The organism is Thioalkalivibrio sp., assembly GCF_041685615.1.
In the GTDB taxonomy this organism is placed as follows: Bacteria; Pseudomonadota; Gammaproteobacteria; order Ectothiorhodospirales; family Ectothiorhodospiraceae; genus Thioalkalivibrio.
In genome coordinates this window covers 1-20423 of record NZ_JAWLFK010000008.1, presented here as the reverse complement: position 1 = coordinate 20423, position 20423 = coordinate 1, and the positions used below count along the sequence as shown (strand labels likewise).

The window sequence follows — 20423 nt, the reverse complement described above, 5'->3', positions numbered from 1 at the left end:
TCCTTTTCGCGACCTCCAGCCCCCAACCGGCAAGCCCAGGCAGCGGCGATCGTCGTCCTGCGCGCACAGGCCCGATATGACTCGAAGCGATCAACACGACCGATTCCTCCCCAAGGACAAGGAACTGCGTGCCCGCGTGCGCCTGTTCGGGGAACTCCTGGGCAACGTGATCCACAAGCTGGAAGGCCAGGCTGTATTCGATGCGGTGGAGAAGCTGCGCCGCGGCTTCGTCAGCCTGCGCAAGGACGAGGATCCGGAGCTGCGCCACCAGTTGATGGCCGATATCACCGACTTCGACGCCTCCCTGACGGAGCGCGTCATCCGCGCATTCAGCATCTATTTCAGCCTGGTCAACATCGCCGAGGAGGACCTCTTCTACCGCTGGCGCCGCGCCCAGGTCTCCAGCGGCGAGCCGCTGTGGACCGGCTCCTTCGACCAGACCCTGCGCGAGCTGCACGATGAAGGCGTCACCGCCGAGGAGCTGGAGCGGCTGCTCGACGAACTACACTACCAGCCCGTGTTCACCGCCCATCCCACCGAGGCCCGTCGCCGGACCACGATGGAAAACCAGCGCCGGGTGTTCGAGACCGCCGACCGGCTGAACCAGCCGGGCCTGGGCGAGGAGGAGCGGCGCCTGATCACCGAGGAACTGGAGACCCAGATCCAGATCCTCTGGCGCACCAATGAGGTGCGGGTAAAGAAGCCGCAGGTCCAGGACGAGATCAAGTACGGCCTGTTCTACTTCGAGGAGAGCCTGTTCGAGGCCATCCCGCAGTCCTACCGTTTCCTCGAGAAGGCCATCCGCCGCATCTACGGCGTCAACGCCGACGGCAGCCTGCCGGTGCGCATCCCCGCCTTCCTGCACTTCGGCTCCTGGATCGGCGGCGACCGCGACGGCAACCCGAACGTGACGCCCGAGGTCACCGAACTGTCCTGTCGCCTGGCGATGGAACAGGTGCTGCGCGAGTACATCAAGCGGGTCAACCACCTGCGCAACGTACTGACCCACTCGTCCTTCATGTGCCAGCCGTCGCAGGAATTCCTCGACAGCCTGGAATCCGACGCCAACATCGCCAACGCGGTGTTCCAGGGCGCCTCCGACCGCTTCGAGAGCGAGCCCTACCGACGCAAGCTCTACATCATGCGCTACCGCCTGCGCGAAACCCTGGACACCGTGGTCCGCCGGGTGCATGGCGAGGCCGCGGTACTGCCGACCAACAGCGCCTATGCCGATGCCCAAGCCTTCCTGAACGACCTCAAGCTGATCCGCAACTCGCTGATCAGCCATGGCGATCGCAATATCACCAGCGGCGCGCTGACCGACCTGATTCGCCTGGTCGAGACCTTCGGCTTCCACCTGCACCACCTGGACGTCCGCCAGGAATCCACTGTCCACACCGATGCCGTTGCGGAGATCCTCGGCCAGATGGCCCCGGACATCGGTTACGCCGCGCTGGACGAGGCCGGACGCCAGAAGGCCCTGAGTGACCTGGTCGCTGCCGACCAGCTGCCGGAACTGGACCGCGAGGCCCTGGGCGCGGCCACCCTCGAGACCCTGCGCGTGTTCGAGGTCATCCGGAGCATGCGCCGCGAGGTGGGCCCGGACGGCATCGGCACCTACGTCATCTCCATGACCCACGCTGCCTCGCACGTGCTGGAGGTCCTGCTGCTGGGCCGCCTGGCGGGTCTCGCGGGCAACGACGAGCAGGGCCAGCCCTTCTGCCACCTGCGCATCTCGCCGCTGTTCGAGACCATCGAGGACCTGCTGCATGTCGAGGACGTCCTCGAGGGCCTGCTGTCCAATCCGGTCTACGCGCGGCTGCTGGCCGCCTCCGGCAACATCCAGGACGTGATGCTCGGCTACTCGGACTCCTGCAAGGACGGCGGCATCCTCGCCTCCAGCTGGAACCTCTACGAGGCGCAGAAGAAGATCGTCGGCATCACCGACCGTTTCGGCGTGCGCTGCCAGCTGTTCCACGGCCGCGGCGGCACCGTCGGGCGCGGGGGCGGCCCGACCCACGAGTCCATCCTCGCCCAGCCCCCGGCCACCGTGCAGGGGCGCATCAAGTTCACCGAGCAGGGCGAGGTGCTGTCGTACAAGTACTCCAACGTGGAAACCGCGGTGTACGAGCTGGGCATGGGGGCGACCGGCGTCATGCTCGCCTCGCGCAGCCTGATCCGGCCGCCGCGCCAGGATCGGGACGACTATCGCGCCACCATGCAGGACCTCGCGGAGTACGGCGAGGACGCCTATCGCGAGCTGATCGACCGCACCGACGGCGTACTCGACTATTTCTACGAGATCACCCCGGTGCAGGAGATCGGCTTCCTGAACATCGGCTCGCGCCCTTCGCACCGGCGCAAGACCGACCGCTCCAAGAGTTCGATCCGCGCGATCCCCTGGGTCTTCGGATGGGCCCAGGCGCGCCACACCCTGCCCGCCTGGTACGGCATCGGCACCGCGCTGGAGCGCTGGCGTGGCGACGACCCCGAACGCCTGGCCCGGCTCCAGCGCATGTACCAGGAGTGGCCCTTCTTCCGCTCGCTGCTGTCCAACTGCCAGATGGCCCTGACCAAGGCCGACATGCGCACCGCGGCCGAATACGCCCGCCTGTGCAGCGACCCGGAACTGGCCGAACGCATCTATGCCCGGGTCCGCGAGGAACACAGCCGCACCGTAACCGAGGTGCTGCGGGTCGCCCAGCTGGACGCCCTGATGGACGAGACCCCCCTGCTGGCGCGTTCGCTGCAACGGCGCAACCCGTACCTGGACCCGCTCAACAGCATCCAGATCCACCTGCTGCGCGAGTCCCGCCAGTTCGACGCCAAGGCCGACGACGACGCCGACAACCCGTGGCTCTCGCCCCTGCTGCGCTCGATCAACGCCATCGCCGCGGGCATGCGCAATACCGGGTAGAATCCCCTCATGCGCCTGCTGCTCCTGATTGTTGCCATCGTCGCCGTATTCCTTGCGGTTCGCACCCTGGTGCGCTCCAGCGGCAACCGCAAGGAGGTCCCCCGGGGCGAGCGCCCGGAGCGCCTCAAGGAAGGCGGCGCGGTGATCCGCTGCGCCTTCTGCGGTGTGCACGTGCCGGAGGCCGAGGCCTACCGCGACGGGGACCGCCTGTACTGCTCGCGCCAGCACGCCGAGGTCGACCGCAGCCGCTCCGACGCCGATTCCCGCTCCGACGACGACTGATCCCCGCCCATGGGTAGCCATACCGGGGGAAACACGCCGCTTGACGCCGACACCCGGCGATCCGCCTGGCTGTTCGCTCTCTACCGGGTGTTTGTCGCTGCGGTCCTGCTCCTGCTCGGACTGTTTCCGGATACCCCGCTCGGCCTGCAGGTGGTGGCACCCCAGTTCTATGCCGTCATCGCCACCGGGTATCTCGCCTTCGCCCTGGCCGCCGCGGCCTTCGCCTGGCGCTGCACCCAGAACCCCGACACCACCAGCCTCAGCCGCATCGCCCTGATCGGCGGCGCCGGCGACGGCGTCGGCCTTATCGCGCTGCTGGTCGTCTCCGGCGGGGTCGGGACCGGCATCGGCCTGCTGCTGGTCCCGGCACTGGTCGCCGCCGTGCTGCTCTCCAGCGCACGATTCGCCCTGAGCCTGGCCGCCATCGCAACCCTGGCGCTGTTGCTGGGCGAACTCGTCAGCGCGCTGCTGCTGCACCCCGGCGAAAGCGCCATCACCCAGGCGGGTCTGCTCGGCGCCACCCTGTTCGCGGCCGGGCTGCTGGCACGCCATTTCGCCCGCCACGCCGGCGAAACCCGAGCCCAGGTGGAACGCCAGGAGGCCGATCTGGCCAACCTGGCCGAGCTGAATGCGCAGATCATCGCGCGCATGAGCGCCGGCGTGATCGCGGTCGATCCGGACGGCTACATCCGCTCGATCAACGAGGCGGCGCGCCGGCTGCTGCCGCCCCGGCCGGGCCGGCACCTTTCGTCGCTGTCGCCGTCCGTGGCGCGGGTCATCCGCGAGTGGCAGCGCAACGGCATGCCCAATACCAGCCAGCAACTACCGGGCGATCGCGACCAGCCGGCCCTGCGGATTCGCCTCGCCCCACTGGGCGACCGCGGGGATCAGGGCACCCTGCTGATCCTCGAGGATGCCGGCGAACTCCAGCGCCAAGCCCAGGCCAGCAAGCTCCAGGCCCTGGGTCGGCTGACCGCCAGCATCGCCCACGAGATTCGCAATCCGCTGGGCGCCATCAGCCACAGTGCCCAGCTGCTGGGCGAATCGCCGGACCTCAAGCCCCACGACCAGCGCCTGCTCGACATCATCAACAACCAGAGCAAGCGGGTGAACGAACTGATCTCCAATGTCCTCAGCCTGTCGCGCCGCGAGACCGGCGAGCGCGAACAGCTGAACCTGCAGGAGTCCCTGGACCGGTTTGCCGAAGAGTTCTGCGGCGCGTTGCAACTCCCCCGGGACACCCTGCACGCGCGGGTGGAACCGGCGGATTCCGAGATCCAGTTCGACCGTTCCCAGTTCAACCAGATCCTGTGGAACCTGTGCACCAACGCGCGCATCCACGGTGGCCACGACGAGCCGGACAGTCCGCCCATCGTGCTGCGCGGCGGCGCCGGTCAAGTCGCGCGCGTCGTCAGCCTGGACGTCATCGACGCCGGACCCGGGATCTCCACCGAGCAGGAAAAGGATCTGTTCGAGCCGTTCGTCTCCGGGCGCACGGGGGGCACCGGTCTCGGCCTGTACATCTCGCGCATGCTGTGCGAAAACAACGGGGCCTCGCTGGAGTACGTCCGGACACCCACCGGCGGCTGTTTCCGGATCCTGTTCGCTCCCCTGGAAGCCAATTCGCCAAAGGAACAAGGCGCATGAGTATCCGCCACGTGCTGGTCGTGGACGACGAGCCCGATATCTGCGAACTGCTCGAGATCACCCTGGCCCGCATGGGGCTGGAGGCCACCACGGCGACCCGGCTGGAGCCGGCGCGGGCCCTGATCGCCGAGCGTGACTTCGACCTGTGCCTGACCGACATGCGCCTGCCCGACGGCGACGGGCTGGATCTCGTCCGCCATATCCAGTGCGAACGTCCGGAACTCCCGGTGGCCGTGATCACGGCCCACGGCAGCGTGGATACGGCGGTGCAGGCCCTGAAGCTGGGGGCCTTCGACTTCGTCAGCAAACCGGTGGATCTCAAACAACTGCGCGAACTGATCGACGCGGCCCTGCGCCTGGAGACCGGAAGCCCGGGTCCGGACGCGTCCGATAGCGACACCGCCCCGGCCACCCCCGACGACGGCCCCCTGCTGGGCCAGTCCGAACCCATGCAGCGGCTGCGCGCCACCATTCACAAGCTGGCCCGCAGCCAGGCACCGGTGTTCATCTCCGGCGAGTCCGGTTCCGGCAAGGAGCTGGTCGCCCGCGAAATCCATCGCCTCGGCCCGCGCGCCGAGCGGCCGTTCGTGCCGGTCAACTGCGGCGCCATCCCCGGCGAGCTGATGGAAAGTGAATTCTTCGGCCATCGCAAGGGCGCCTTCACCGGCGCCACCCAGGACCACACCGGCCTGTTCCAGTCCGCGGATGGCGGCACGCTGTTCCTCGACGAGGTCGCCGACCTGCCGCTGCCGATGCAGGTGAAGCTGCTGCGCGCCATCCAGGAACGCGCCATCAAGCCGGTCGGCGGCACCCGCGAGACCCCGGTGGACGTGCGCATCCTCAGCGCCACTCACCACGACCTCGAGAAGGCCGTGCGCGAGGGTCGCTTCCGCCAGGACCTCTACTACCGCCTGAACGTGATCGAACTGAAGGTGCCGCCGCTGCGCAACCGGCGCGGCGATATCGCGCGCCTGGCCACGCGCATCCTCCGGCGCATCAGCGAGCAGTGGCAAACCGGCGACTTGGAGCTGGCGCCCGATGCCCTCGCGGCCCTGGAGGGGCACAGCTTCCCCGGCAACGTCCGCGAACTGGAGAACGTCCTGGAACGCGCCGCCACGCTGTGCGAAGGGCCCCTGATCCACGCCGACAACGTCGACCTTCCGGCCAACGGTCTCGGCACCGAACCCGCCACCGACGCCGGCTCCGACAGCCCCGCGGACACCACCCGGGACGAGAAGGACCGGGCGCTGGACGACCAGCTCGCCGCGCAGGAACGCCAGGCCATTGCCACGGCCCTGCAACAGACCGGCGGCAACCGCACGGCCGCCGCACGCCTGCTCGGCCTCAGCTTTCGCCAGCTGCGCTACCGCCTGAAGAAACTCGGGATCGAATAACCGGCCCTCGATCAACCTGGAACTACAGCAGCTCCACCCACTCGGTCAGGGCAAACCAGATCACGTAGCCGCCATAGAGCAGCAGGAAGATGACGCTGAGCACCGTGATCGGGCGAAACCCCTTCACGTCCACCTGATAGGACACATCCTCCCCGCGCGCGCGGCGGCGGCGCACATCCATCCAGCGCGAGACCCGCCACCAGACAAACAGCAGGATCAGGATGACGGTCAGAAATTTCAGCATCGCGGTTCGTATCCCCGTCGGACAGCACTGAACGCGACACTACCCGAGAACGCCACCCGCCGCATCGTCCACGCCACCCCGCGCCCCTAGTGCTGCCTGACGCCCATCATCCCGATCGCAGCACCGCGAAGAGCCGGGATCTCCGCGGCCATGACCCACCCCGAGACCCGAGATCCCGGATAACCGCTCCGCGGTTTCCGGAATGACGACACAGGGAAGAACGCACGGCGTCCCGTGTTCTCCTGACCCCTGTGAGAGCTTGCTTGCAGGCGAAGCCCCCGCCAAACCTGACCCGCCTACCCACGCCGCTTCGCATGCCCCGTGGCCGGCGCGTTCCACGGATCTTCCGGCCACGGGTGTTTCGGGTAGCGACCCTTTAATTCCCGCCGAATCTCCGGGTAGCCGTTCTCCCAGAAACTCTTCAGATCCTGGGTGACCTGCACCGGGCGCCGCGCCGGCGAGAGCAGGTGCAGCATCAGCGCCACGCGACCTCTGGCCACAGCGGGCGTTTCCGCCAGGCCGAACAGCTCCTGCAGCTTCACCGCCAGCACCGGCGGATCCTGCGTGTAGTCCACCCGGTGGGCGGAACCGGAGGGCACCTCGATGCGGGCCGGCACCTGGCGCTCCAGCTGCTGTTGATGCTCCCAGTCCAGCCGGGCGCGCAGGATCGCCGCCAAGTCCAGCCGGTCCAGCTCGCGCAGCCGCGTCATCCCGGCCAGGTACGGCCCCAGCCAGGCCTCGAGACCGGCCAGTAACGCGGCATCGCCCATGTCGGGAAAGCCCGCCTCCGGTATCGCCTGATGCAGCAACTGGATCCGCGCGCGCAGCTGGGTCGCCGCGTCGTCCCACGGCAGCAGCGCAAGCCCCTCGCGGCGCAGCCGCTCGCACCAGCGCGGGATCGTGGACGCGGGGTCGTCCAGCGCGACCATCTGCCGCTCGACCACCAGCGTGCCAACGCGGCGGATGCGCGCGTTTTCCAGCCGCGCCCCGTCCTCCACCCAGTCGCAACGTGTCTCGCGGTGGAAAAGCTCCGGCGCCTCGCGCTCCAGCGCGGCCAGGTCCAGCGCCACCGCGCAGCGGATACGGGCCTCGCGCTCGGTATCGGTGCAGTCCACGGCCACCAGGTACTCGGCACGCGCCAGGTGCTCGCGCTCCGGCAGCATCGCTCCGCGGCCATTGCCCATCACGAAGCGCCCGGCCTGCTTGCCGCGTGGCCGGGCGATGCGCTCGGGCCAGGCCAGTGCGGCAAGCACGCCCATCGCCGTGGCCTCGTCGAGCACGGATTGCGCTGCTCCGGCGCTGTCGCCCAGCCGCGCCAGGGCCTGCTCCAGCCGCCGCAGCCCGGCCTTCCAGGCGTGGCCGCCCGTGCGCCGCGCCCGCTCCAGCCGCTCCCCCAGCTCCAGCGGGGCATCCGGGCCGGCCATCCCCGGCTCCTCAACCACCACCGCCAGCTCGCAGCCCAGACGCGCAAGCCCCCGCTCGCGCGCCCGCAGCAGCATGTGCGCCAGGCGCGGATGCGTCGGCAGCCGCAGCAGGGCGCGACCGTGATCGGTGATCCGCCCTTCAGCGTCCACCGCGCCCAGCTCCGCGAGGATTGCCTGAGCGGCGGCCATGCCGTTCGCTGGTGGCGGCTCCAGCCAGTCGAGCTCGGCCACGGCCTCGCCCCAGCCCGCCAGCTCCAGGGCCAGCGGCAGCAGATCGACCTGTCGCAGTCCGGGCATCGCGTAGTCCGGGCGTTGCACCTCCTCGGCGCGCGCCCACAGCCGAAACGCGACGCCGGGTTCGGTGCGCCCGGCACGGCCGGCGCGCTGTTCCGCCGCGGCCTTCGAGGCAGGCACCGTCACCAACCGCGACAGCCCGGTCGCGGCATCAAAGCGCGGCTCGCGGGACAGTCCCGCGTCGACCACCACGCGCACGCCCTCGATGGTCAGGCTGGTCTCCGCGATGTCGGTGGCCAGCACCACCTTGCGCTCGCCTTGCGGGGCCGGGCGCACCGCGCGGTTCTGCTCCGCGGCCGACAACCGCCCGAACAATGGCGCCACCCGCGCGGGCCCGGCTGGCGTTTCCACGGTCTCCCCCAGACGCGCGGCCACCTCGCGGATCTCGCGCTCGCCGGGCAGAAAGACCAGGGCCGAACCCGGCTCGGCCTCCAGTGCCTCGCGCACCGCCTGCGCCACACCATCGGCCAGCGGTGCATCCTTCTTCGGCGGCGCGTAACGGACCTCCACCGGGAACTGTCGCCCGCGAGCCCGCAACACGGGCACGGGGTCCGCCTCCGGCCCCGCCAGCAGGCGCGCTACGGCCTCGTCGTCAAGGGTGGCCGACATCACCACGATCCGCAGCTCGGGGCGCAGCAACCGGCGCACCTGGAGCGCGAAGGCCAGCGCCAGTTCGGCCTCGGGCCGGCGCAGATGGAACTCGTCGAACACGATCACGGCGACATCCTCGAGCAGCGGGTCGGCCTGGATGCGGCGCAGGAACAGGCCGTCCGTAACCAGCTCGACGCGGGTCTGCGCCGAGACCTTCTGCTCGTCGCGCACGCGGTAACCCACCGTCTGTCCGACCGGCTCGCCGCGCTGCACGGCCATGAAGGTGGCCGCCATGCGCGCGGCCAGACGGCGCGGCTGAAGCACGATGACCCGCCCTGCCGAGACGGAATCCGCCAAGTGCAGCGGCACCCGCGTGGTCTTGCCCGCCCCCGGTTCGGCCACCAGCACGGCCGCACCGCGCGTGGCGAGCGCGGCATCCAGCGGACTCAGCAGGTCATCCAGCGCCTCGGGCGAGGTATTCGGGGTTTCGACCATGGGCAGGTCAGTTTTCGACGACGCGGGTACCGGCCTGCACGCGGTCGCCCGGGCGAGTCACGACGCGCTCGCCCGCCTCCAGGCCCTCCAGGATCTGGGTGGTGAACCCGGAACGGCGCCCGACGTCGACCCGGCGCGGCTCGGCGCGTCCGTCCTCGACCACGAACACCGACCAGTCGCCACGGTCGCGGAACAACGCACTGGTCGGCACCTGTAGTACGTCGTCGCCCTCCCACAGCAGGAACTCGGCCTCCACGCGGTAGCCAACGGCCAGTCCGGCCATGCGCGCCGCCACCGCATCCAGATCGAGGATCACCGGCACGCGCTGCTCGTCCACGCCCAGGGCGGAGATCCTGGTAAAGCCGAACGGCTGCACCCGGCGCACCGTGGCGTCCAGCTTCGTGTCACGACCCCAGTCGGTCAGGCGCACGCGCATCCCCGGTACCACGCGCACCGCGTCCATCGACAGCAGGTCTACCTGCACCTCCAGGTCGTCCAGATCGCCGACAACCAGCACCGGCTCACCGGCGCTGATGGTGCCCTCGCAGCAGCGGTAGCGCTCCAGCACTACGCCCTCGGCGGGCGAGCGCACGGACAGGGTATCCGCCTCGGATTCCGGCATCTGGCCGCTGGCGACATCCAGCACCACCCGGGCACTCTCGATCTCGCTGCGCGCAACCTCCACCGCGGATTCGCCCGCGCGCACGGCCGAACGCGCCCGGTCACGCATCGTCTCCATGCGCTCCATCTCGGTCGCGGACACCGCCCCGCGGTCGAACAACTCCTGATGCCGGCGATATTCGGACTCGGCAAACCGCGCCTCGGCCCGCAGGTTCTCCAGGTTCGCCTCCGCGCTTTGCAGGCGCGCCCGCGCGGCGGCCAGGTTCTCGCGCGCCTGCTCGCGATAGCGGACCTCGCCCTCGGAGGCGGTGTCCAGCCCGCCCATGATATTCAACAGCGTCGACTTGCCGGATCCCGAGGCCCCCAGCATCACCACCAGCTCGCCGGTGTGGAGCTCCAGGTCCACGCCGCGAAGGGCGTGGATCGTCACCTCGCCCATGCGGTAGACCTTGGTCACCCCGGCCGCGCGGAAAATCACTTCGCGCCCGGCGTCCGGCGCAGCGGATGCATTCATGCCGCCCGGGGCACAACCGATCCGGATCCATCGGCCAGGCGCTCGGCGGCAGGTGCCGCGCCAGTATCGGGCGCGCCGGGCAGGATGCCCCCGTCGCCGTCCAGGCTCATGGACCACAGGCTCAGCAACAACAGCAGGATGATCAGGATGGGGATCAGAACACGCGGATTCATCACTCACGCCCTCGCTCGCGGGAATAACTCCATGCTGCCACAAAGCCCGCGGTACAACGTCGCCGGAAGCCGCGTGATTGCGGGACACGGTGCGCCGCCGCACCGGCATGTCAGACGCTGAAATCGAGCACAAAGCCCGCGCGCCCACAGCGCCCGACACCCCCCGATTTGTTGTTTTGCGCCCAAATACTTACCCTATGCGCATCGTACGGCCCGTGACCGGCGCGCCATTCGGGCTCCCAGCGCGCGCCCCGGGCCGTCCTGTGCCACCCGCAGGGGACCGGCACGACAACGATTTCAGCCAACGCGAAGGAGTAACAATGTCCGCACTGATCTGTGGGTCCATGGCCTACGACACCATCATGGTGTTCCCCGACCGCTTCAAGAACCACATCCTCCCGGACAAGGTGCACATGCTGAATGTGTCCTTCCTGGTCCCGGACATGCGCCGCGAGTTCGGCGGTTGCGCCGGCAACATCGCCTATAACATGAAGCTGCTGGGCGCCGACCCGACCGTGATGGCCACCGTAGGCGGCGACTTCGCCCCGTACGCCGACTGGATGGACAAGCATGCCATCTCGCGCAAGTTCGTCAAGGAGCTGAAGGACACCTACACCGGCCAGGCCTTCATCACCACCGACCAGGACGACAACCAGATCACCGCCTTCCACCCGGGCGCGATGGGCTTTTCGCACCAACAGAAGGTCACCGACGCGGACGGCATCAAGGTCGGCATCGTCTCCCCGGATGGCCGTGACGGCATGATCGAGCACGCCCAGCAGTTCGCCGACGCCGGCATCCCGTTCATGTTCGACCCGGGCCAGGGCCTGCCGATGTTCGACGGCGACGACCTGAAGCGCTTCATGGAGAACGCTACCTACGCCGCGTTCAACGACTACGAGGCGCAGCTGACCGCCGACCGGACTGGCATGAGCATGGAACAGTTGGCCGAGATGGTCGACGCGATGATCGTCACCCGTGGTGGCGACGGCTCCGACATCTACACCGGCGGCAAGAAGATCACCATCCCGTCGGTCGAACCGGCCGCGATCAAGGATCCGACCGGCTGTGGCGACTCCTACCGCGCCGGTATCCTGTTCGGCCTGGAAAAGGGCTTTGATTGGGACACCACCGGTCGCATCGCCTCGCTGATCGGCTCGATCAAGATCGCGCACTCCGGCACCCAGAACCACCACTTCACCGCCGAAGAGTTCGCGGACAAGTTCGAAAAGGCCTTCGGCTACCGCTACTAAGCACCCTGCCGCCCCGGGCACCCGCCCGGGAACGCAAAAGGCCCGGACCGAGTTCGCTCGGCCCGGGCCTTTTTTGTGGATGGATGGCGCCAACAACGCCGCCACCCCCTGCCTGCACCAATCGCACCCCCCTCATCCCGGCCGCAACGCTATACCCCGTCATCCCGGCCGTAGCGCAGCGAAGAGCCGGGATCTCCAACGCCAGCCCAACGCCCCAACGCCCGAGATCCCGGATAACCGCTTCGCGGTTTCCGGGATGACGCCCTCTTCCAGACCGCCACAAGCCTTGACCCCCGCCGGTGGGGAAAGCATCACTGTGGGAACGTGCTTGCACGCGAAGCCGCTGCCCGCGTCCGACTCTGGCGGGGGCTTCGCCGCCAAGGCGGCTCCTACAAGAAATGCCCCCCTAGACTTCAGTCGCGCTGGTAGGTTCCGACCAGGCGGTTCATGCCGATCACGTGGGGCTCGGCGTGCTCCAGGAACTGCCACAGGGTCAACCCGGGCGGGAGCTGCAGGTCGGCGTCCAGCGCCAGCAACCAGAAGAAGTAGTGGTGCTTGCCATGGCCCTCGGGCGGCATCGGACCGCCATAGCCGGTGCGGCCGAAATCCGTGTACCCGGTCGCGCCCAGATCGGTTGCCTCGGACAGGCCATCCAGATCCGGCGGCAGGTTGTACAGCACCCAGTGCACGAAACCGTAGGTGCCCGGCTGGATCAGCGGCGCATCCGGGTCATGGCAGATCACCGCGAGGGACTGGGTGCCCTGCGGCACGTCCCGCCACCGCAACGCCGGCGAGGTATCCTCGCCCTCGCCGCTGTGGCGTTTGGGGATCGGCTGGCCGGGGCCGAACGCGGAACTCGACAGCTGCATCGCGGACAGTGCAAAACCCATGACTGGCTCCTTTTGTGTTGCCTGCCCGAACGGTAACGCCGACGGCCATGCCCCTCCAAGCTACCGCGTGATGACCTGCGCTTGCAGATTGGGGACGGCACACGGATCATCCGGGCATGCGCAAGCTACTGAAGAAATGGCTGGGCCCGCGCGATCCACTGGAGGCCGCCGTTCAGGCCGTTGACCATGGCCGCACGGGCATCGAGACCGTCCTGGGGCTGCCGCACCGACTGTCGGTGCCACTGCTGCGCCGCCACTTTGGCGACGACGCCGAGCCTTCCGACGCCGCCTTCCGCGAGACCGGTAGTGACGGTTACTGGAAGCTACCGCCACCCGCCCCCGAGTTCGAAGTGCACTTGTATGGCGACCCGGACGGCCGGCTGACGCTGGGCACCATCCGCGGGCTCGGCCCGTATGCCGGGCTGGTGGTATTCAGCGAGTGGTCACCGGACCACCCCGCCGCCGTCTGGCAGCTACGAGTGGAACAACCCGCCGGCGAGGCCGCCCAGGCCCTGCACGACCATCTGCTGGCCCCCGATCGCGCATGACAGCGCGCTGGAAAAAGCGCCGTACGCCCCCAACGTTGAATCAGGCAGTGCCACGGGCCGACGGACGGCCGAACCCCACACAGGCACCCCGGCAACCATGACGCACAAGCCCCAATCCATCTCCCTGGTCCTTGGCAGCGGCGGCGCCCGCGGCCTGGCGCAGATCGGCGTGATCCGCTGGCTGGAAGAACACTCCGACTACCACATCCGCTCCATTGCCGGTGCCTCCATGGGTGCGGTCGTCGGCGGCATCTACGCCGCCGGCCAGCTGGACGCCTACGAGGACTGGGTGAAGACCCTGCGGCGCCAGGACGTCTGGAGGCTGCTGGACTTCTCCTTCCGCGGCGCCGGCCTGATCCGCGGCGATCGCCTGATCGAGAAGCTGCGCGACATGCTCGACGACACCGATATCGAACAGCTGCCGATCTCGTTTACCGCCGTGGCCACGGACATCGAGCGCGAACGCGAGGTATGGCTGAACTCGGGCTCGCTGTTCGACGCCATCCGCGCCTCCATCGCCATCCCGACCGTCTTCACCCCGGTGCGCCTCAAGGGCCGGCTACTGGTGGACGGCGGCATCCTGAACCCGGTCCCGATCGCCCCCACCCTCCATGACGACACCGACATCACCCTGGCGGTCAGCCTGAACGGCCGCGTCGGCGAAGAACTGATCCGCCCCGAACACACCAGCGAACCCGGCCACGCCCCGGGTAAACCCGACGCTGGAAGCCTCCTGAACCACCGCCTTGCGGAAGCCCTGCCCGACCGCGTCGGCAGCTGGCTGCAGGACTGGCAGGACAAGCTGGGCCTGGGCGAGACCGACCCCGGCCTGAGCCGCGAACAGGAGGCCCGCGCGCTGGGCCTGATCGACATCGTCTCCCACTCCATCGAGGCCATGCAGGGCTCGATCGCGCGCTTTCGCATCGCCGCCTACAACCCGGAACACCTGATCGAGGTCCCGGTCAACGCCTGCGGCATATTCGACTATCACCGCGCAGCCGAGATGATCGATCTCGGCTACGAACTCGCCGACCGCAAGCTAGGGAGACGCTGACCACTGCGCAGTTGCGCGTTGGAAAAGGAGGCCCTGAAAGGGCCCCATACTTCAGGAGGCGGGCCTCCTTCACAAAGGAATCCACAGATCAGTGCTTGAAGTGCACGAACAACCGCCCGTGGTTCTTCGAGTCCTTTTCCACTCGGTGGTAGCGCGCCTTGATCTCCGGCTGCTGCAAAAAGCGCAGCACGCGCTTCTTCAGCTGCCCGCTGCCCTTGCCGTGGATGATCTCCACCGTCTTGATGCGCTTGTCGCAGGCCGCCTCGATCACGCCGTTCAGTTCGGCGTCGATCCGGCGGCCATTGCGAAAGCACTCGTGCAGATCGATCGACAACCGCGACATCGCGAACCCCGCGAGAAGAGGCTCAGTTCACCGTCACCACAATGCAGCGCGCCAGCTGCTGGACCTTGTGCGACACACTGCCGGACAGCAGCCCCTGCAGGCCGCCCAGCCCGCGTGACCCCATCACCACCATGTCGACGTCGTGATACTCCGCCTGCTGCAGGATCACCTTGGCCGGCGAGCCATCCTCGATATGGTGCTCGATGTCGGTCACGCCCATCTCGGTAAAATAGGCGTGCGCCTGCTCCACCAGCTTCTTCGCGATATCCTGCAACACTTTTGGCGGCACCGCGGAGCCCACGGCCGCACCGCCCAACGCCAGCGGCGGATCGTCCGGATCCGGCAGGTCCGAGAGCTTGCGGATATGCGGGGGCACCTCGCCCTGCAGCAGCACGCTGACCAGCACCACCCGGGCGTGATACTTGGCCGCCAGGTCCGCGGCCACCTCCACCGCCCGCCAGGCGTTGGCGGAACCATCCACCGGCACCAACATGGTCTTCAGTTCCATAGCGTGCTCCTTGTTCCTCACTCGTGGGACCGGCCCAGGGCCGAGCCGTTCAGTGGCCGCCCAGACTGCCAGACTCGCCCCCCGCGCGCAGCAATTTTCAGCCCCCTATACTGAGCAGAAAATCCGCAGGGGACGCGCGATGACCCGCCTGTTCGAAAAGACCTACCTCAAGCCCGGCGCCGCCCCCGGCCACGGTGCTCACGCCACCGAACACCCGCACACCGGCGACGCCACCGTCTCGGCCTGGCAATACCACCGCGAGCAGCTGGTCGAGCTCGACCCGCAACGCACCCTGCGCGAGGGCTTGCAACCACTCGACGGCGGCCTGGTCTGGTTGCACCTGCAGGGCGCACCCAGCCCGCGTCAGCTGCACGACCTGGGCGAGGCCTTCGGCCTGCACACGCTGGCGCTGGAAGACGTGCGCCACCAGGGACAGCGCCCCAAGGTGGACTTCTTCGACGAACAGCTGGTCGCGATCCTGCGCCAGCCGCGTCATCACAACAGCAGCATCGAACTCGACCAGGTTAACCTCTTCGTGGTGAGCACGCGCCTCGTCATCAGCATCCACAGCGGCGAACGCGACCCCTTCGGTCCGGTCCGCGAACGCATGCGCAGCGCCAACCGCAACTTCAACCGCCTGGGCGCCCCCTACCTCGCCTATGCCCTGATGGATACCGTGATCGACCAGGCCTTCCCGGTGCTGGAACACATCAGCGAGCGCCTGGAGACGCTGGAGGACAAGGTCCTCGACCAGCCCGACCGCCACACCCTGAACGAGATCCACATCCTGCGCCGCGAACTCCTCGTCCTGCGCCGCCAGCTCTGGCCCACGCGCGACGTGGTCGCCCGCCTGATGCGCGACGACATGGAGCCCTTCACACCCGAGCTGTTCCCGTACCTGCGCGACGCCCATGACCACACCATCCAGATCATGGATCTGCTGGAGTCCTACCGCGAGATGGCGGCCACCCTGATCGAAGCCTACATGTCGACGATCAACCAGCGCTCCAACGACGTCATGCGCGTGCTCACTATCATCGCCACCATCTTCATCCCGCTCACCTTCCTGGTCGGAATCTACGGCATGAACTTCGAACACCCCGACAGCCCCTGGTCCATGCCCGAGCTCTACACCTACTACGGCTACCCCATCCTGCTCGGCGTCATGCTGGCCGTCGTCCTCGGCATGCTCGACCTCTTCCGCCGCCGCGGCTGGCTATAACGTCTCCGCCCCCACGGGGGTGCCACACAACCTCGCTTACAGTCCGCACGCCGACTCCGTTACGATGCGGGCCATGCAGAGTCACCAGCCAAACGGAGAACCCATGGACGCCAGATCAAACGGCACACAGGCACTGGACGAACTGACCGCCCGGGTCGAGGCCTTCGTCGAGGCACGCGACTGGGCGCAGTTCCACTCGCCCAAGAACCTGTCCATGGCACTGGCCGGCGAGGTCGGCGAACTCATTGAACACTTCCAGTGGCTCACCCAGAACCAGTCGCGCAACCTCCCGGAGGACACCCACGAGGCCGTGCGCCAGGAGATCGCCGACGTGCAGATCTACCTCCTGCTACTCGCGCGCAAGCTCGACATCGACCTGCTCGCCGCTGCCAGCGACAAACTCGAGATCAACATCCGCAAATACCCCGTCGAAAAGGCCCGCGGCAACGCCCGCAAATACTCCGACCTGTAGTCCCCATGACCCGACGAAGGATTCTGCGGAAGGCCGCGTGGTAGCGTCTGCTGGAACCGAACCCGCCCGCGAAGCCCCTGTCCGCATCCACCTCTGGCAGACGCGTCGCGCGCAAGCCCCGCCCAACAAACTCCCCGATCATCCCGACCGCAGCGAAACGCCGGGATCTCCCACGTCAGAAGCCACCACAACCGACCAATCAACCGACATCGGGTGGCCCACAAGACACAGATCGCCACATCGCTACGCTACTGGTGATGACGTGCCCGGCTGGTGACGACCTGCCCGGCAAGGAAGGACAACCACGACCCGAGTCGGCAAGGTCTGCCCGACGCAAACAGACTTTCAAAACCCCCTCGCCGATGCATCCCCTGATTTCCAGCGCCTTTCCCGAACCCCTCGCCCGGTACAATATCGAATCAAACACGCGCCCACATTGATTCAATATCCATGCGCACTACCAATCACTTTAATCCCGCTTGCAGATCCAATCCATATTCACTCGGGGTATTCCATGATGATATTTGAAGAACTCAATGCCTTATTCATCAATACGTCGCTGGAAAGAAAGGCAGAGGATAGCCATACGCGACTGCTCCTTAATGCCTCCTCGTCGCTCATGGTAAAGAACGGCATATCGGTCGAACACGTGCATCTTGCTGCACACGAAATACCACCGGGCGTCTATCCGGACATGAGCGAACACGGATGGGAAAGAGACGAATGGCCCAGGCTTTGGGAGAAGGTTAAAGCCGCCGACATCCTGGTTGTAGGGACGCCGCTTTGGCTGGGGGAGGAGAGTTCGATCTGCCGTATACTGATCGAACGGCTATACGCGATGTCCGGGGCGCTCAATGACAAGGGGCAGTCGATCTATTACGGCAAGGTTGGAGGCTGCGTCATCACCGGGAACGAGGATGGAATCAAACACACGGCAATGACCATCGGATACGCGCTAAATCATTTGGGTTATACAACACCACCACAAGCAGACTGCGGATGGATCGGCGAGGCGGGCCCCGGTCCCTCATATGGAGACACGAAGGAAGAAGGTGGACATACCGGCTTCGACAATGACTTCACGCAACGCAACACTACAATCATGACTTGGAATTGCATGCATCTCGCACGAATTCTCAAGGAGGCTGGAGGAATTCCCAATGAGGGCAATGACCGTGAGGCATGGAAAACCGGCGAGCGATTCGGCTTCGAAAATCCGGATATCCAAGCCGGATAACACGGCGCTGGGCGAACAGCAATCCCTTTGTGCTCCATTACCGCCGGTGGCCAGTGAACTTGAACCTTGGATGTCGGTGAAACGGAAGGAGCGTCTTAAGGCTCAACCTTTGCGTTAAAAGGCCGCCGAGACCACGCTGTCAGCCCTTGCCTTTTGCCTCCGCCACCCGCGCAGAAAAAGGCAAGGTCTTGTCCCCAGACGTCCATAAAAGCAAGCCGGGCGGGATGCCCGGCCTGGCGGGGGGATCAAGGGTTACCAATCAGAGGAGCCCCCCTCGTCGTCGTCCTCTTCATCATCATCGTCATCGTCGTCATCCATGGAGCCTGCGCCGGCACCGCCTTCGGCGCCTCCACCGCCCATGGAGCCGCCGCCACCGGCCTCGGCTCCACCTTCCGGAGCACCCGCGCCGGCACCGGCACCGCCTTCCGGTGCACCCGCGCCGCCCTCAGCGCCAGTACCGGCTTCCGGAGCGCCGGACCCGGCACCCGCGCCGGCGTCGCCACCTGCCTGGGCATGTGCAGCCCCCATGCCTCCCAGGGCAAACATCGAACCGAGGACCAATGCGATTGCAGTCTTCTGGAAAGTCGACATCATTCTTCTCTCTCTCCTTCAGGATGGAATCAAGTCATGCAGTCATCCGATCCGTATGGAAGTGCATTCGGTTGACTGCACCCGGGGAGGAGCAAACACGATGCCAGGATAACGAAGGCGGATTTTCCTAGTTTACTTTCCGATACTTATGCGGTTTCCACCGAACTGGGGCAGCGCAGAGCCATGCGCGACGGCGCGTTTCATCTCGACACATGGGTCAGGGCAACCCGGTCATGACGCCACACCGGAAGCATCCCGTCGTTCCGGTGGATGGTGAAACCGCCACGGGCTAGCCCCAACCGCATGGGCACGGCGGCCCGTGCGCGACCCCGAAAAGTCGCGGCCACCAGCCAACGGGGAGGGTTCAAAGGGAAAGGAAGACTGGCCTGCCCCAGACCCACCGAATCACGCGCGCGATGCCATAACACCTCGCCAGGATTCGGCGACCTGAGGGCAGGGAAGCGTGAACGGCGGATTCAGATCTCGGTGTCGACGTGAGAGCCGCGGTTTGCGGGATCGGTCGCATCCACCATCCCGTTGGGCTGCACGGTCTCGCCCAGACTGCCCGTGGACGCCGCGCCGACGGCCTGCGAGGCCGTCACCGGGTTCATCGCCCCGGTCATCGTCGTCTGCGCCATGGGGGCGTTCACTGCGCCGGGTTGTGCCGAGGGCCCCATCTGTGCCGCCTGCAATGTGCTTGGCGCATTCATCGGCTGCGCCGCCACAGTGCTGAACGGGGTTTGCTGGACGGCCGCCTCGGCCTGTTCGCCGCGACTGGCCGCGTGAGCCGGCTGTCCCTGCGTCCGTGCTTCGGCCTGTTGCGCCTGGGCGCGCTGTTCACGGGCGGCGTCGGCCCGAGGGTCATTCTGCTGAGGACTGTAAGCGGGGGTGGTACGGGTATAAGCGGGGTTGGCTCCAATTCCGTCGAACATGATTCGGCTCCTGACAGTCTTTGAGTCATGCAGCGCGGCACCCGGATCGGTGATGCGCTCCTGCGAGTATTCGCTAGCAGCCACCGTGCCAATAACACCCGGCTGATTCGCCAACCACCACGGAGCGGCTTCATGCCGCGCCATACGCTACTCGGCCACACATTCGGGATGCCGCCGGATGCACCAACGGGCGGCAGCTCCGTTCTGGATTGCCGGAGCGTTCTTGCCGCCCATGCCGGAACAACACCGGGGCAGACAGGGTCGGGCCACGGCAGTGGACTGAATTAAAGGGTCTTCCCGGACTCCTAGGTCTGTTTGAAGGGCGTGGACGGCCCCGCCTGGGCCACGAAAGAGGAGTTGGCCCAGGGACGAACGGCGGTTCCTGCCCGGAGGCGAGTGGGTGGCATCACGGGAACCGAAGGCCGGGTGCGACCCGGGATTCGCGCACCGGGCACCGGTAGCCTTAGCCCCCGGCACAAAAAAACGCCCGGGATAGCCCCGGGCGTCCTGGTCTGCATGCCGGGCAAACGGCCCGGTTCAGGCCGTGCTTACTGCTGGTACTGCTCCAGATCGAAGCGGTCGGCGTTCACCACCTTGGTCCAGGCCCTGACGAAGTCCTTCACGAACTTTTCCTCGTTGTCATCCTGGGCGTACACCTCGGCGTAGCTGCGCAGGATAGAGTTGGAGCCGAACACCAGGTCGATGCGGCTGGCGGTCCACTTCACCTGGTCGCGCTTGCGGTCGCGGACCTCGTAGACGCCGTTGTCCGTGGGCTTC

General features: G+C 67.1%; 18 protein-coding genes and 3 pseudogenes. 10 read left to right on the top strand and 11 right to left on the bottom strand.

Features of this window, described 5'->3' with window-relative positions:
- Positions 1–76: 76 nt before the first annotated feature.
- Genes ppc through ACESLR_RS02810 form a run of 4 tightly spaced genes read left to right on the top strand, consistent with a single transcriptional unit; the run spans position 77 to position 6240 of the window.
- A complete protein-coding gene (ppc, locus tag ACESLR_RS02825; RefSeq protein ID WP_373023844.1) occupies positions 77–2917 on the top strand; it encodes a phosphoenolpyruvate carboxylase in 2841 nt (946 codons plus the stop codon).
- Between the two features lie 9 nt (positions 2918–2926).
- On the top strand, positions 2927–3199 hold the full coding sequence (locus tag ACESLR_RS02820) for a PP0621 family protein (protein WP_373023843.1): 273 nt from the start codon (positions 2927–2929) through the stop codon (positions 3197–3199).
- A 9-nt stretch (positions 3200–3208) separates the two neighbouring features.
- Entirely contained in the window at positions 3209–4846 is a 1638-nt protein-coding gene (locus ACESLR_RS02815) for a sensor histidine kinase (RefSeq protein ID WP_373023842.1), read from the top strand.
- On the top strand, positions 4843–6240 hold the full coding sequence (locus ACESLR_RS02810) for a sigma-54-dependent transcriptional regulator (protein ID WP_373023841.1): 1398 nt from the start codon (positions 4843–4845) through the stop codon (positions 6238–6240). Before ACESLR_RS02815 ends, ACESLR_RS02810 begins: the two co-directional genes overlap by 4 nt.
- 22 nt (positions 6241–6262) lie before the next feature.
- On the opposite strand, the gene ACESLR_RS02805 is transcribed toward ACESLR_RS02810, so the two are convergent.
- The 5 genes and pseudogenes from ACESLR_RS02805 to ACESLR_RS02785 form a co-directional block, all read right to left on the bottom strand.
- A complete protein-coding gene (locus ACESLR_RS02805; RefSeq protein ID WP_373023840.1) occupies positions 6263–6484 on the bottom strand; it encodes a hypothetical protein in 222 nt (73 codons plus the stop codon).
- A 296-nt stretch (positions 6485–6780) separates the two neighbouring features.
- Positions 6781–9288 carry an ATP-dependent helicase HrpB gene (gene hrpB, locus ACESLR_RS02800; RefSeq protein WP_373054183.1) on the bottom strand — a complete coding sequence of 836 codons (2508 nt, stop codon included), beginning with the start codon at positions 9286–9288 and terminating at the stop codon, positions 6781–6783.
- Between the two features lie 7 nt (positions 9289–9295).
- Positions 9296–9868 (bottom strand): annotated as a pseudogene (locus tag ACESLR_RS02795) (efflux RND transporter periplasmic adaptor subunit); the annotation flags it as partial.
- 183 nt (positions 9869–10051) lie between these two features.
- Positions 10052–10423, bottom strand: a pseudogene (locus ACESLR_RS02790) (ATP-binding cassette domain-containing protein); the annotation flags it as partial.
- Positions 10420–10596 (bottom strand): hypothetical protein, encoded by a 177-nt coding sequence (locus ACESLR_RS02785; RefSeq protein ID WP_373023838.1) that lies wholly within the window; start codon positions 10594–10596, stop codon positions 10420–10422. The pseudogene ACESLR_RS02790 and the gene ACESLR_RS02785, both read right to left, overlap by 4 nt.
- Positions 10597–10916: 320 nt before the next feature.
- Between ACESLR_RS02785 and ACESLR_RS02780 the strand changes: the two genes are divergently transcribed.
- Positions 10917–11849 carry a carbohydrate kinase family protein gene (locus ACESLR_RS02780; RefSeq protein ID WP_373023836.1) on the top strand — a complete coding sequence of 311 codons (933 nt, stop codon included), beginning with the start codon at positions 10917–10919 and terminating at the stop codon, positions 11847–11849.
- A 413-nt stretch (positions 11850–12262) separates the two neighbouring features.
- On the opposite strand, the gene ACESLR_RS02775 is transcribed toward ACESLR_RS02780, so the two are convergent.
- Positions 12263–12739: a YbhB/YbcL family Raf kinase inhibitor-like protein gene (locus ACESLR_RS02775; protein WP_373023835.1), complete on the bottom strand. Its 477-nt coding sequence runs from the start codon at positions 12737–12739 to the stop codon at positions 12263–12265.
- Positions 12740–12855: 116 nt separating this feature from the next.
- On the opposite strand from ACESLR_RS02775, the gene ACESLR_RS02770 reads away from it, so the two are divergent.
- Together ACESLR_RS02770 and ACESLR_RS02765 are read left to right on the top strand one after the other, a co-directional pair.
- Entirely contained in the window at positions 12856–13287 is a 432-nt protein-coding gene (locus tag ACESLR_RS02770; protein WP_373023834.1) for a hypothetical protein, read from the top strand.
- Positions 13288–13384: 97 nt separating this feature from the next.
- Positions 13385–14341, top strand: a complete 957-nt coding sequence (locus ACESLR_RS02765) for a patatin-like phospholipase family protein (protein WP_373023833.1) — start codon at positions 13385–13387, stop codon at positions 14339–14341.
- 88 nt (positions 14342–14429) lie between these two features.
- Here the strand turns inward: ACESLR_RS02765 and ACESLR_RS02760 are convergent, their stop codons facing one another.
- Both ACESLR_RS02760 and ACESLR_RS02755 read right to left on the bottom strand, forming a co-directional pair.
- Positions 14430–14684 (bottom strand): Smr/MutS family protein, encoded by a 255-nt coding sequence (locus tag ACESLR_RS02760; protein ID WP_373023832.1) that lies wholly within the window; start codon positions 14682–14684, stop codon positions 14430–14432.
- Between the two features lie 22 nt (positions 14685–14706).
- Positions 14707–15192: a universal stress protein gene (locus ACESLR_RS02755; protein ID WP_373023831.1), complete on the bottom strand. Its 486-nt coding sequence runs from the start codon at positions 15190–15192 to the stop codon at positions 14707–14709.
- A gap of 139 nt (positions 15193–15331) precedes the next feature.
- Between ACESLR_RS02755 and corA the strand changes: the two genes are divergently transcribed.
- The 3 genes from corA (at position 15332) to ACESLR_RS02740 (ending at position 18123) form a co-directional block, all read left to right on the top strand.
- Entirely contained in the window at positions 15332–16414 is a 1083-nt protein-coding gene (gene corA, locus ACESLR_RS02750) for a magnesium/cobalt transporter CorA (protein ID WP_373066622.1), read from the top strand.
- Between the two features lie 103 nt (positions 16415–16517).
- Positions 16518–16886, top strand: coding sequence for a nucleotide pyrophosphohydrolase (locus ACESLR_RS02745; RefSeq protein ID WP_373023828.1), 369 nt, complete (start codon positions 16518–16520; stop codon positions 16884–16886).
- Between the two features lie 514 nt (positions 16887–17400).
- A complete protein-coding gene (locus ACESLR_RS02740) occupies positions 17401–18123 on the top strand; it encodes a flavodoxin family protein (RefSeq protein ID WP_373023827.1) in 723 nt (240 codons plus the stop codon).
- Between the two features lie 252 nt (positions 18124–18375).
- Here ACESLR_RS02740 and ACESLR_RS02735 read toward each other — a convergent pair whose 3' ends face one another.
- The 3 genes and pseudogenes from ACESLR_RS02735 to ACESLR_RS02725 all read right to left on the bottom strand — a co-directional run.
- Positions 18376–18717 carry a hypothetical protein gene (locus ACESLR_RS02735; protein ID WP_373023825.1) on the bottom strand — a complete coding sequence of 114 codons (342 nt, stop codon included), beginning with the start codon at positions 18715–18717 and terminating at the stop codon, positions 18376–18378.
- 473 nt (positions 18718–19190) lie between these two features.
- Positions 19191–19646, bottom strand: coding sequence for a hypothetical protein (locus ACESLR_RS02730; protein WP_373023824.1), 456 nt, complete (start codon positions 19644–19646; stop codon positions 19191–19193).
- Positions 19647–20194: 548 nt separating this feature from the next.
- Positions 20195–20423 (bottom strand): annotated as a pseudogene (locus ACESLR_RS02725) (catalase-peroxidase); the annotation flags it as partial.